Origin of the sequence: Streptococcus sanguinis, assembly GCF_050220005.1 — a bacterium.
GTDB lineage: Bacteria > Bacillota > Bacilli > Lactobacillales > Streptococcaceae > Streptococcus > Streptococcus sanguinis_Z.
The window spans coordinates 1,137,246-1,150,032 of sequence record NZ_CP071413.1; the positions used below are offsets into that span (position 1 = coordinate 1,137,246).

Annotated in this window: 10 protein-coding genes; all 10 read left to right on the plus strand. The window is 43.0% G+C overall.

All coding sequences use genetic code 11. The annotated features are described in order from the left end of the window. Window positions 1–190 precede the first annotated feature (190 nt). The 10 genes from nox to J1C86_RS05500 all read left to right on the plus strand — a co-directional run bounded on the left by nox (window position 191) and on the right by J1C86_RS05500 (window position 12,622). Window positions 191–1,567, plus strand: coding sequence for a H2O-forming NADH oxidase (nox, locus tag J1C86_RS05455; RefSeq protein ID WP_002900394.1), 1,377 nt, complete (start codon window positions 191–193; stop codon window positions 1,565–1,567). Window positions 1,568–1,710: 143 nt separating this feature from the next. Further along, window positions 1,711–3,267: a ClC family H(+)/Cl(-) exchange transporter gene (locus tag J1C86_RS05460; protein ID WP_125407258.1), complete on the plus strand. Its 1,557-nt coding sequence runs from the start codon at window positions 1,711–1,713 to the stop codon at window positions 3,265–3,267. Between the two features lie 117 nt (window positions 3,268–3,384). Beyond that, window positions 3,385–4,257, plus strand: coding sequence for an iron uptake system protein EfeO (gene efeO, locus J1C86_RS05465; RefSeq protein ID WP_125409033.1), 873 nt, complete (start codon window positions 3,385–3,387; stop codon window positions 4,255–4,257). Window positions 4,258–4,261: 4 nt separating this feature from the next. After that, window positions 4,262–5,470, plus strand: a complete 1,209-nt coding sequence (efeB, locus tag J1C86_RS05470) for an iron uptake transporter deferrochelatase/peroxidase subunit (RefSeq protein WP_125407253.1) — start codon at window positions 4,262–4,264, stop codon at window positions 5,468–5,470. Next, window positions 5,448–7,148 (plus strand): FTR1 family iron permease, encoded by a 1,701-nt coding sequence (locus J1C86_RS05475; protein WP_125407250.1) that lies wholly within the window; start codon window positions 5,448–5,450, stop codon window positions 7,146–7,148. The genes efeB and J1C86_RS05475 overlap by 23 nt, the downstream gene beginning before the upstream one ends. Continuing rightward, window positions 7,141–7,857, plus strand: a complete 717-nt coding sequence (tatC, locus tag J1C86_RS05480) for a twin-arginine translocase subunit TatC (protein ID WP_125407247.1) — start codon at window positions 7,141–7,143, stop codon at window positions 7,855–7,857. Before J1C86_RS05475 ends, tatC begins: the two co-directional genes overlap by 8 nt. After that, a complete protein-coding gene (locus tag J1C86_RS05485) occupies window positions 7,857–8,045 on the plus strand; it encodes a twin-arginine translocase TatA/TatE family subunit (RefSeq protein ID WP_125407244.1) in 189 nt (62 codons plus the stop codon). The genes tatC and J1C86_RS05485 overlap by 1 nt, the downstream gene beginning before the upstream one ends. A gap of 65 nt (window positions 8,046–8,110) precedes the next feature. Beyond that, the gene (locus J1C86_RS05490; RefSeq protein ID WP_125407241.1) at window positions 8,111–8,692 is read left to right on the plus strand and encodes a xanthine phosphoribosyltransferase; all 582 of its coding nucleotides are present in this window, start codon (window positions 8,111–8,113) and stop codon (window positions 8,690–8,692) included. A gap of 114 nt (window positions 8,693–8,806) precedes the next feature. Beyond that, window positions 8,807–10,150 carry an MATE family efflux transporter gene (locus J1C86_RS05495; protein WP_125407238.1) on the plus strand — a complete coding sequence of 448 codons (1,344 nt, stop codon included), beginning with the start codon at window positions 8,807–8,809 and terminating at the stop codon, window positions 10,148–10,150. A gap of 228 nt (window positions 10,151–10,378) precedes the next feature. After that, a complete protein-coding gene (locus J1C86_RS05500) occupies window positions 10,379–12,622 on the plus strand; it encodes an ATP-dependent Clp protease ATP-binding subunit (RefSeq protein ID WP_125407235.1) in 2,244 nt (747 codons plus the stop codon). Window positions 12,623–12,787: the final 165 nt, after the last annotated feature.

Consider the following 12,787-nt stretch of genomic DNA (forward strand, 5'->3'; position numbering starts at 1 on the left):
TCTTAAAATTGTTATATTTTCAGAAAATTAACTTTCGCACAAAGCTGTATTTTCGAAGCGATTAGACAGCGGTGGTATAGCTTTTTAGCAGTATAAGAATTTTTGAAAATTTCGAGCAAATTTCTTGTAAACGCTCACAGGAGATGATATACTGTTCTAGTAAATTATAAATTAAGGTAGGACTATTCTTATGAGTAAAATCGTTGTAGTTGGTGCAAACCACGCAGGTACAGCGTGTATTAATACAATGTTGGACAATTATGGTGCAGAAAACGAAGTAGTTATTTTTGACCAAAACTCAAACATTTCATTCTTGGCATGCGGAATGGCCCTTTGGATTGGACAGCAAATCAGCAAGCCAGATGGACTTTTTTATGCAGATAAAGAAACTTTTGAAGCAAAAGGCGCAAAAGTTTATATGAATTCACCAGTTGAGTCAATTGATTATGATGCGAAAAAAGTTACAGCTATTGTAGACGGTAAAGAGCATGTAGAGTCATATGACAAATTGATTTTGGCAACAGGTTCTCAGCCAATTCTGCCTCCGATTAAAGGTGCTGAAATGGATCCTAACAGTCGGGAATTTAAGTCAACCTTGGAAAATCTGCAGTTTGTTAAATTGTATCAAAATGCTGCAGATGTTATTGAAAAATTGCAAGACAAGAGCAAACATATCGAACGTGTGGCAGTAGTAGGTGCTGGCTACATTGGGGTTGAGTTGGCAGAAGCCTTCAAACGCCTTGGTAAAGAAGTGATTCTGATCGACGTTGTGGATACTTGCTTGGCGGGTTACTATGACCACGACTTGTCTGAAATGATGCGTCAAAATCTTGAAGATAATGGTGTTCAATTAGCCTTTGGTCAAACTGTTCAGGCTATTGAAGGTGAAAGCAAGGTAGAACGCATTGTAACAGATAAGGCTAGCTATGATGTAGATATGGTTGTTCTGGCGGTTGGTTTCCGACCAAACACTGGTCTTGGCGCTGGCAAGTTGGAAACATTCCGCAATGGTGCTTTCTTGGTGGATAAGAAACAAGAAACTAGCATCAAAGATGTTTATGCAATCGGTGACTGTGCGACTGTCTACGATAACTCTATCAATGATACAAACTACATCGCTTTGGCTTCTAACGCCCTGCGCTCTGGTATCGTAGCAGCTCATAATGCTTGCGGACATGAATTGGAATCAAACGGAGTCCAAGGTTCTAACGGTATTGAAATCTTTGGTTTGAAGATGGTTTCAACTGGTCTGACAGAAGAAAAAGCAAAACGCTTTGGTTACAGCCCAGCTGTAGTTGAGTTTAAAGACACTCAAAAACCAACTTTCCTTGAAAAAGTTGAGCATCATGATGTTACAATTAAGATTGTCTATGATAAGGACACGCGTGTAGTTCTTGGAGCTCAGATGGTTTCTAGAGAAGATATGTCTATGGGTATTCACATGTTCTCATTGGCCATTCAGGAAAAGGTTACAATTGATAAACTGGCCTTGCTGGATCTTTTCTTCTTGCCACACTTCAACAAACCATACAACTACATTACTCAAGCAGCTTTGAAAGCAAAATAAGAAAATGAGTCTGGAATAATTTCCAGACTTTTTTGTAGAGCCTGTAAAAAGAAAAGTGAAAGAAGAAATTTATATTTCATCTGTTTATCAGGCCTGCTTTGTGCTAGAATAGTGGTAAAGTAACAATTTAGAGGAGATTGGGAATGGCAAAAGAGTCTATCTCGCAAGAGGACGATATCAAGAGAGAATTTAATTTCACAACTCATTCGATTATTTCCCAGGTTTTGCGAGGTGTTTTAGTTGGGATTTTAGCTGGACTAGTAGTGGGGATTTTTCGATTTCTGATTGAAAAAATCTTTCATTTAGTGCAGGATGTCTACCATAGGAGTCAGCAGTCTTTGCTTTGGTTACTGTCCTTGGTATTGCTTTATTGTTTCATTGTCTTGCTCAACGCTCGCTTGGTAAAGTCGGAGAAAAATATCAAGGGGTCAGGGATTCCGCAGGTTGAAGCAGAGCTGAAGGGTCTGGTGTCGCTTTCTTGGGGGAGTGTTCTCTGGAAGAAGTTTGTATTGGGGATTTTAGCCATTTCCAGCGGCCTGATGCTGGGGCGAGAAGGACCAAGTATTCAGCTGGGCGCCATGAGCGGCAAAGGCGTCTCTAAATTTCTGAATTTGAGTGCCGCTGAGGAGAGAGCGCTCATTGCTAGCGGTGCAGCAGCGGGCTTAGCAGCAGCTTTTAATGCACCAATCGCAGGACTGCTTTTCGTAGTAGAAGAAGTTTACCGTCATTTTTCACGCTTTTTCTGGGTTTCTACGCTGGCAGCCAGTCTAGTTGCTAACTTTATCTCGCTCTCAATGTTTGGTCTAACACCAGTACTGGACATGCCGGATAATATCCCGGTCATGAGACTGGAGCAGTATTGGATTTACTTAGTAATGGGCTTGCTGCTGGGCTTTTCAGGCTTTATTTATGAGAAAGTCATTTTGAATATTCAGCTGGTTTATCAGTTTTTGGGGCGCTTGTTTAGGATTTCAGAAGCCTATTATCCTATTCTGGCCTTTGTCTTGATTCTTCCGATTGGTTATTTCCTTCCTCACTTGCTAGGCGGGGGCAATCAATTGATTTTATCTTTGACTGCTGGTCATTACACTGTGGGAACCTTGCTCTTGTTTTTTGCTCTGCGTTTTGTCTGGAGTATGTTAAGTTACGGCAGTGGGCTGCCGGGCGGTATTTTCCTGCCCATTCTAGCTTTGGGTTCACTTCTTGGTGGAGCAATGGGTGCAGTCTGTCTGCAGCTGGGTTTGATTTCTCAGGAGCAATTTCCGATTTTCATTATTCTGGGCATGAGTGGTTATTTTGGAGCCATTTCCAAGGCTCCTCTGACAGCTATTATTCTGGTCACAGAGATGGTCGGCGACATCCGTAATCTCATGCCGCTGGGACTGGTCACTCTGACTGCTTACATTATCATGGATCTGCTAAAAGGAGCGCCAGTCTATGAAGCCATGCTGGAAAAAATGTTGCCAGACAGTATCGAGGACCAGGGAGATACTACTTTAATTGAAATCCCTGTTTCTGAAAAGATCGCTGGTCGGCAGGTGCATGAGCTAAACTTGCCTGAGGGGGTCTTGATTACCATGAATGTCCACAAGGGAAAGACTCAAACGGTCAATGGCAGCACTCGCCTCTATCTGGGTGATACGATTTACTTAGTGCTGAAAAAGACGGAAATCGGAAAAATCAAAGAAGAGCTGCTTTAATGGTCTTAATATATAGTTTTTGATTAAATTGTCAGACAATTTCTTGAAATATGAGAGAAAAACTGGTATAATTTACAGGAAATAATCTCATATCAGAGAGAAAATAAAGGAGTCACCATGAAAAAACTTGGCATCGTCCTATTTTCAACGGCAATTTTACTGACTGGCTGTGCAGCCAACAATTCTACAAACAAGACTGGTTCAAGCAGTCAAACATCTAGCAGCCAAACGGCTGTCAATCAGAAAGAATTGGACAAGGCGACAGCGGATTACAAATCTTTTGTCCAAGGACAAATCGATCAGCTCCTGACAGATACGGAGAAGTTTCGTGACACCCTTAAAGAAGGCAAGCTTGATGAGGCTAAAAAGCAATATCCGCTTATCCGGATGGCCTACGAGCGCTCGGAGCCGATTGCTGAGAGCTTTGGTGAATCAGATGTTAAAATTGACTTCCGCCTGGTTGACTATGTGGACGAAAACAAGACCGAAGAAGGCTGGTCTGGTTTCCACCGCATTGAAAAAATCATGTGGGAGCAAAATACGACCAAGGGAACGGAAAGCTATGCCGATCAGCTGGTCAACGATATTAAGGATCTAAAAGCTAAAATCGCAACAGTTGAAGTGACGCCAGATATGATGCTGACAGGTGCTGTTGACTTGCTCAATGAAGTAGCGACCAGCAAGATTACAGGTGAGGAAGAAGTATTCTCCCATACAGATCTCTATGATTTCCGTGCGAATATTGAAGGAGCAGAAAAGATTTTTGAGCTCTTTAAGCCATTGATTAAGGATAAGGACGAGAAACTCGTCAAAACCTTGGAACTTGAGTTTAAAAATGTCAACGGTCTCTTGGACAAGCACATGACTGACTCGGAAAACTACAAGCTCTATACAGAATTGACAAAAGAAGACACCAAGGAACTGGCAGAAGCAGTGACCAAACTGGGTGAGCCTCTTTCGCAAATGGGAGTCATTCTAAACGGAGAGTAATCATATGACAAACGACGAAAAATGGTTTAATAAAAAGATGGATCGTCGTGAATTTCTTAAAAAAGCAGGGATTGGAGGCGCTGGTCTTGCACTGGGTGTCTCTGGTGCATCTGCTTTTTTCGCTAATCAGGCCAAGGAAGATAAGAAATTCGCTGACGGTGAGGAAGAAATCAGCTTTTATGGAGAGCATCAGGCGGGTATCACAACTCCGATGCAGAAGAATATCTACTTTGTCGTGTTGGATTTGCATACGACAGATAGGGAGTCCATTATCCAGCTCTTTAAGGACTGGACGGCCTACAGCGAGAAGCTAGTAGATGGAGAATTGGTCAAAAAAGATAATTCTAATGCTCTTTTGCCGCCAACGGATACTGGAGAAACTGTTGGTCTCAACCCTTATCGACTGACCTTGACCTTTGGTGTCTCAGCCTCTTTTCTGAAAAAAATGGGCTTGTCAGACAAACGACCTAAGGCTTTTCGGGATTTGCCTCCTTTTCCAAAGGAGCAGCTTAAAGAAAAATATACAGGTGGCGATATTGTCATCCAGGCCTGCGCGGATGATGAGCAGGTGGCCTTTCATGCGGTCCGCAATCTGGTCCGCAAGGGGAGAAATGCCATCACTATGAGGTGGAGTCAGTCAGGCTTTGCTGCTATCGGAGACCGGATGTCAACGCCTCGTAATCTCTTTGGATTTAAGGACGGCACAGCCAATGTGACCAAGGAAAAAGACTTCGACAAGGTCATTTGGTGCGATAGCAAGGACTGGATGCAGGGGGGCTCTTACATGGCTGTCCGCCGAATCCAGATGTTCCTTGAGACCTGGGACCGAACCAATCTGCAGGAGCAGGAAAACACTTTCGGCCGCTATAAAGATAGCGGAGCGCCTTTTGGCAAGAAAGACGAGTTTGATGAGGTTGACTTGAAATTGCTGCCAGAGGATTCACACGTCCGTCTGGCCAAGGAGGTTGATAAGCCCATATATCGCCGGTCTTACTCGTACTCAGATGGGATTGATGAAAGTACTGGTCAGTTCGACACAGGCTTACTCTTTCTTTCCTTCCAAAAAGATCCAGACAGCTTTGTCAAAGTTCTAACTAATCTAGGCGCTCAAGATAAGATGAATGAATACGTCACGCATATTGGCAGTGGTTTGTTTGCTTGCTTTGGTGGAGTGAAAAAAGGAGAATACCTTGGTCAAAAATTATTTGAATAAAAGCTTACTTGTCTTGGGGCTTTTGCTTGTCTTTTTAGCTAAGCCGGTTTTAGCGGACGAGAGCTACAGCAGTTTATTCGTCAAAATCACTGATGCCAGCACTGCAGTCAAGCAGAAGGACCAGGAAAAAGCCAAGCAGCTGGTCGAAGAAATCAAGACTGACTTTGAAAGGGTGGCTAATCACGACTCTGCAGCGGGACAAGAGGTAAGCAAGGCACTAGACTTATCGGGTCAGGTGACGGAGGAGAAGCTGACACAAATCTCTTCGGCCCTCTTGAAATTTGAGAAAGAGCAGAATCCAGTCGACTTAGAGGCTGAGAAAAAGAAGCTTCTCAGTAAGCTAGAGCCAAAATTTGAAAATCTACAAAAGGCTATTAGCGCTAAGGATTTAGAAGCGACAAGAGAAGCATACAAGAAGATGAATAGCACCTGGACCACCAATGAAAGCGTAGTGCGAGACAACAGCACAGCCCATTACGGCAAGGTAGAAACAGCCATTTCATTTCTGCGCAGTGCCATTGAGACGGAGCCTACTGACTTTGACATGATTCAGTCTTCTTTTGATGATTTGAAGGCCGCCATTGATAATTTTGTCAAAGGTGAGAAAGTCCAAGAAGCTGCTGGAAATCTGACGCTGAAAGATGGAATTAAGCTCCTAGAAGAGGCTTTGAGTCTCTTCCAAAGTGGAGAGGATAAAAAGGCTGCTGCTAAGATAAAAGAATTCATCACCATTTGGCCAACGATAGAAGGAGATGTCAGCGTCAATAATCCTTCGCTTTATACCAAGGTTGAGAGTCAGACACCTGTTATTATGGTCAAGGGGAGCGAAGAGAAGTATCAAAAGCAGCTAGAATCCTTGATTAGTGAGCTGTCCCAGATTGACACGACAGCTTCCTATCATTTCTTTGATGCTATGCTGATTTTGCTGCGTGAGGGTGTAGAAGCACTCTTGATCATCATGGCTTTGATAACGACTCTGAAAGCCTCCAAGATGAAAAAAGGACTCAAATGGGTCTATGTCGGCGCAGCGAGTGGGGTTCTAGCCAGTGCTGTGATTGCGGCTTTGTTGCAGTTTCTTTTCCCGGCAGTTGCTTCTGGATCCAATCGTGAGATTATCGAGGGTGCAGTGGGTATTTTCGCTGTCGCCATGATGATATTGGTTGGTATCTGGCTACATAGCAAGTCATCTATCGAAAAATGGAATGACTTTATGGAAAGCCAAATGAAGGCTGTAACAGCCACAGGCAGTTTTCTTTCCATGTTTGCTCTTAGCTTTCTGGCAGTTTTTCGTGAAGGAGCTGAGACCATCCTCTTTTATGTAGGAATTCTGCCACGCATCACTATGACTGATTTCCTTTTGGGAATCGGCTTGGCTCTTCTGGTCTTGGTTTTGTTTGCCTTTATCATGAGCAAGGCTTCTGGTCTTCTCAAGCCACACAGCATTTTCTTCTGGCTGACCTGGCTAATCTACGCCTTGGCCTTTAAGATGCTGGGTGTCAGCATTCATGCCCTTCAGCTGACCAATATCCTACCGACTCACCTAATCAATGGTTTTGTGACAGTAGACTGGATGGGGATTTATCCAAGCCTGGAAGTGGTCGTCAGTCAGGTGCTCTTTATCCTGCTGGTGGTCTATGTAAGCTTTAAAAATCTGAAAAGCGAGCGGCAGCATGGATAAAAAAGAGCAGACAATTATTGAGCATTTGATTGAGTTCAGACGGCGTTTTTTAGCGGTATTGGCTTGCTTCTTCGTGGTTTTTCTGGTCAGCTTGCTTTTTTCGGCTGATATTTATCGATGGCTGACTAGTAATTTTGAGCAGAAGCTGCTGGTGCTGGGGCCGGATGATATCCTTTGGATTTATATCAGTCTGGCTAGTCTGGTCGCTTTTTCCCTGACCTTGCCTTTTTTGGTTTATCAGGTCTGGGAGTTTGTCCGACCAGCTTTGCGAGCCAATGAAGCACGAGCCGTTTTCGCTTATATCCCGGCTACCTTTATCTGTTTTGTTTTGGGGCTGGCTTTCGGCTTTTACTTTGTGACTCCGGCTATTTTACAGGTTTTGCTGTCGCTGGGTGAGGGTCTCTTTGAGACTCGGCTGACAGCACAGAATTATATTAGTTTCGTCTTTCATACCACTATTCCGATCGCTTGCCTTTTTGAGCTGCCAGTTCTTGTGTCCTTTCTGACTTCTATCGGTTTGCTCAATCCGAAATTTTTGGTAAAATATAGACGATACGCTTACTTCGTTTTGCTGGTTTTAGCTGTTGTCCTGACACCGGCCGACTTTATCAGCGATTTGTCTATGACAATACCTTTGATTTTGCTCTATGAAGTCAGCATCTTGCTCAGTCGCATCATTTATCAAAGAAAATCAACGAGGAGAAATTAATGGGACTTTTAAAAGATATCGGAGTACCTGGGGTAATCATTATTGTTCTGGGAGCCCTGCTTATTTTCGGACCAAAACGCCTGCCCGAACTGGGGCAATCTATCGGTAAAATGTTTTCAGAATTCAAAAAAGCAGTCAATCACGCTGGAGCAGAAGACAAGACCGAGAATAAAAATGAAAAAGAGTAAAGGAAAAGCACGGATAGCCGTGTTTTTCTTCTAGCATCAAGTATAGCTTGTGATAAGGAGTAAAAATGAAAAAATTGGAAGAACGCATTTTCCAAGATGGACAAGTGTTAGGTAAAAATATCCTGAAAGTTGACTCTTTTCTGACCCATCAGGTTGATTTTTCTCTGATGAAAGAGATTGGCCAGGTCTTTGCGGAGGCGGTAAAGGATGCAGGAATTACCAAGGTAGTGACCATCGAGGCTTCTGGTATTGCTCCGGCTGTCTACGTAGCAGAGGCACTGGGTCTACCAATGATTTTCGCTAAGAAGGCCAAAAACATCACGATGACAGAAGGGATTTTGACGGCTGAAGTTTATTCTTTTACCAAGCAAGTGACTTCGACCGTTTCGATTGCTGGGAAATTTCTCAACTCTGATGATAAAGTGCTGATTATTGACGATTTTTTGGCGAATGGTCAGGCAGCCAAGGGATTGATCACCATTATTGAGCAAGCAGGAGCCCAGGTTGAGGCAGTTGGCATTGTCATTGAAAAATCGTTTCAGGGTGGCCGTCAACTTTTGGAAACTGCTGGTTATCGTGTCCTTTCTTTGGCGCGAATCGCAGGATTTGATAAAGGGCAGATTGTCTTCACCGAGGCAGATATATAATTTCCTTTTCCTTTTGACTATCTGTCTGGCTTATAGTATAGTAAAGATAGTTGATATTCTAAAATCTAAGCTCATTGATTTTACTTGGGTAGAAAAAGTTTTTGAGGGATTTCTATGCACCAAACTCATAATTTAAATCAGCGGATGCGGCTCTTTATTTCTATTTTTTTGCCAATTTTGATCTACCAACTGGCCAATTTTTCTGCTTCATTTGTTGATACGACCATGACTGGTCAGTATGACACCTTGCATCTGGCTGGTGTTTCTATGGCAACTAGTCTTTGGATTCCATTTTTCGACCTATTGATAGGGATTGTGTCTGCCTTGGTACCCATAATCGGGCACCATTTAGGGCAGGGGAAAAAAGAAAAGATTGCTTCTGATTTTTATCAGTTTATTTATCTTTCTTTGGGGCTATCGCTAATTTTATTTGCCTTGGTATTTGTGGGCGCTCCTCTAGTTTTGTCTCACCTTGGTCTAGAGCCTTTGGTAGAAGAAGTGGCAAAGAACTATCTTTGGTATCTAGCGCTCGGCATTATCCCTCTTTTGCTCTTTAGCACCATTCGTTCTCTGTTTGATGCTCTAGGGTTGACCAAGCTTTCCATGTATCTCATGCTCTTACTTTTACCTTTGAATGGCACTTTTAATTATGCCCTAATCTACGGAGCATTTGGCTTTCTGGAAATGGGAGGAGCTGGAGCTGGACTTGGGACTTCTTTGGCTTATTGGGTTTTACTCCTCATATCCTTGTTAGTAGCAGTCAAACATCCAAAAGTTCGAGCCTATGAGCTATGGAAGATTCGACCGCTAGACAAAAAAGGCTTAATCGAAGGCATTCGACTTGGACTGCCTATTGGCGGAACGTTTTTTGCAGAAGTTGTGATTTTCTCTGTTGTTGGCCTGATCATGGCTAAGTTTTCGTCACTAATCATTGCCAGCCATCAGGCGGCCATGAATTTTTCAAACTTAATGTATGCCTTTCCTATGAGTATTTCAACCTCAATGTCCATCATTGTTTCTTATGAAATTGGAGCCAATCGTCCTGACGATGTTAAGAAATTCTGTAAACTTGGGCGGCTGACGGCCTTGGGAATTGCTGGATTTACTTTCCTCTTTCTCTATATCTTCCGCGACCGAGTGGCTGCTCTCTATGGTTCGGATACCGAGTTTATCCGTATGACATCTGTTTTTCTGACCTACAGCCTCTTTTTCCAGTTGGCAGATACTTTTGCGGCTCCTTTGCAGGGCATTCTTCGGGGATACAAGGATACTCAAGTGCCATTTTACTTGGGTTTGATTGCTTATTGGGGAGTTTCGCTGCCCCTGGGACTCTTCTTAGATCATTTTACTAGTTTAGGCCCTTATGGATATTGGATTGGTCTCATTGCCAGCTTGGTGACGAGCGGCATTCTCTTTCAGTGGCGGCTTAATCGTTTGGCTAAAAATATTACAAATTAAAGAGTGTTGGTTTGTCCCTTTAGGATAAATTAGTGCTCTTTTTTTCACAATCTTTTGTTAAAATTAGATTAAAACACGAAAAACGCTTACATTTTTTCTAGTATATTGATTGTGAAAATGATATAATAAACATAAGGTTATCAAGTTAAGTTTTTGTTAAAATAGGTTAATTTTTAAAATATTGTTTGCAGTTGACTTTGGTTTTCAGTAGAAAAGCGAGGAAACTATATGACCGAACACTATACCAATCTTTTGCAAGAAGTATTAAATGCTGCAAAGGAATTAGCTATTCAAAAACACAATTATCAAGTGGACATTCCGCATGTTTGGACAGTGCTGACCCAGCCTCAGGCCTTTGCCTTGGAATTCTATACCGGTCTGGAACTTGATATTAATGAATTTATTAGCGTCATCAATCAGGAACTAGCCAAGATTCCTGTATTTTCACATACGGATACGAACCGCTACGGACGTCAGTATAGTCAACGTCTCAAGAATCTTTTGGATGATGCAGAGGCTGAAAGGGCGGAACTGAGGGACGAGGTGGTAACAGTAGAGCACCTGATTCTCAGTCTATTTCATCAGCAGCGAAATCCGATAACTGTCTTTTTGAAACAGGCAGGAATTGATAAGGAGCTAGTTGCGGCAAAGTTGAATAAGGTTCGCCAAGGCAAACGAGCAATCTCTCCAAGTCAGGAGAGTCGCTATCAAGCCTTGAGCAAATATGCAACTAACTTTAATCAGTGGCTGGCTGACCAGACCGGTAGACAAGTAATTAGTCGAAAAGACGAAATTGACGATATTATCCGTGTGCTGTGTAGGAAAGAGAAAAGCAATGCCATTCTCCTAGGTTTTCCAGGCGTTGGAAAATCCAAAGTGATAGAGGGGGTTGTTGGCAGATTGCTTGCTGATGACGTTCCGGAACATTTATTGGGCAAGGAAGTTTTTAAGTTAAATCTAGGCGGATTGATTGCTGGAACTAAATATAGAGGAGAGTTTGAAGAGCGCTTCAAGGCTGTTTTGGATGAGGTGCTGGCTGCTAAGGGGAAGATTATTCTTTACATTGAGGATATTCACCAAATCGTGACAGCAGGGCGGACGGAGGGCTCTCTTGATGCAGGCAATCTTTTAAAGCCACTCTTGGCTCAGGGACAGATTAATATCATTGGTACAACGACTTTTGCTGCTTATCGGGAAAGCTTCGAGCTAGATCAAGCTTTGGAGGGGCGTTTCCAGCGGGTTCGCGTTGAGGAGCCCGATCAAGATAAAGCATTGACAATTCTGCAAGGACTGCGGGAAAATTATCAGGACTTTCACGGAGTTAGGCTGACGGACGAAGCTTTGCAGGCAGCAATCAGTCTTTCAATTCGTTATCTGTCAGATCGTTATTTGCCTGATAAGGCACTGGACTTGATTGATGAGGCGTGTGCTGTTAAGAAAATCCAGCTAGGTCAAGCGCAAACTGAACGACCAGACGTCAGTCGTGAAGATATAGCTAGTATAGTAGAGCGTATAACGGGAATCAAAGTGCAGGGAATCATGGACAATGAGCGCGAACACCTTCTAAATCTAGACAAGCTCCTGCGCCAGAGAATTGTAGGGCAAGACCAAGCTGTTCAAAAGGTTTCGGAGGCTATTTTGCGCTCGAGAGCAGGAATTCAAAATCCAAAGCGTCCTATTGGGTCCTTTCTCTTTCTGGGGCCAACTGGAGTCGGGAAGACTGCTCTGGCAAAATCCCTTGCTGAGCGGCTGTTTGGTAATGAGCTGGAAATGGTCCGGCTGGATATGTCTGAGTACATGGAAAAACATGCCGTAGCTCGTTTAGTTGGTCCGCCGCCAGGTTACGTCGGATTTGAAGAGGGAGGACAGCTGACAGAAGCTGTTCGTAGGAGGCTTTATTCAATTGTCTTGCTGGATGAGATTGAAAAAGCCCATCCGGATGTATTCAACACCCTGCTGCAAGTCTTGGACGAAGGACGCTTGACAGATTCGAAAGGGCGTACTATTGACTTTAAAAATACTATTTTGATTATGACAAGCAATATTGGCTCCCAGCAGATTTTGGAAAGTCTCAAAAGTGAACAGGGACTGACTGCTGAAACGCAGGAAGAAGTTCTGTCCTTGCTGCAACATAGCTTTAGACCAGAGTTTTTAAATCGGATTGACGAGACGGTTATTTTCAACCCTCTAAGGGCAGAAGATATGATCAATATCGTAAAAATTATGGTCCAGCAACTTCAGGAAAGGTTGAAACATCAGAAGATTCAGCTTCATCTGAGCGAAGAAGTTTACGCTTTTTTAGCCCAGAATGGCTACCAGCCGGAGTTTGGTGCTCGTCCTATTCAAAGAAGCATTATGCGCTATCTAGAGACGCCTTTGGCTCGTTATTTGGTTGAAAATAAGGAAACAACTGAACTGACAGTTCAAGTCAGTTTGAAGGATAGGCAACTGGAGTTTAATTATTTGGTATAAGCTTCTTCTAAAAAGTAAGCGCTTACCATTTGTAAGCGAAGAAAAATACAGAAAGGGGGTTCGTAGTTTCTGAGCAGACTCTATCCTGAGATTTTGAAATGAGTCTTAGGAATACGAAAAATAATGAGATACTTTTTGTATCTATAGCCGAAAGCAATCATTTTG

What these genes read in the sequence shown, in the direction of transcription:
- nox (WP_002900394.1), top strand. Translation starts at nt 191, where the DNA reads ATGAGTAAAATCGTTGTAGTTGGTGCAAACCACGCAGGTACAGCGTGT.
- J1C86_RS05460 (WP_125407258.1), top strand. Translation starts at nt 1,711, where the DNA reads ATGGCAAAAGAGTCTATCTCGCAAGAGGACGATATCAAGAGAGAATTT.
- efeO (WP_125409033.1), top strand. Translation starts at nt 3,385, where the DNA reads ATGAAAAAACTTGGCATCGTCCTATTTTCAACGGCAATTTTACTGACT.
- efeB (WP_125407253.1), top strand. Translation starts at nt 4,262, where the DNA reads ATGACAAACGACGAAAAATGGTTTAATAAAAAGATGGATCGTCGTGAA.
- tatC (WP_125407247.1), top strand. Translation starts at nt 7,141, where the DNA reads ATGGATAAAAAAGAGCAGACAATTATTGAGCATTTGATTGAGTTCAGA.
- J1C86_RS05485 (WP_125407244.1), top strand. Translation starts at nt 7,857, where the DNA reads ATGGGACTTTTAAAAGATATCGGAGTACCTGGGGTAATCATTATTGTT.
- J1C86_RS05490 (WP_125407241.1), top strand. Translation starts at nt 8,111, where the DNA reads ATGAAAAAATTGGAAGAACGCATTTTCCAAGATGGACAAGTGTTAGGT.
- J1C86_RS05495 (WP_125407238.1), top strand. Translation starts at nt 8,807, where the DNA reads ATGCACCAAACTCATAATTTAAATCAGCGGATGCGGCTCTTTATTTCT.
- J1C86_RS05500 (WP_125407235.1), top strand. Translation starts at nt 10,379, where the DNA reads ATGACCGAACACTATACCAATCTTTTGCAAGAAGTATTAAATGCTGCA.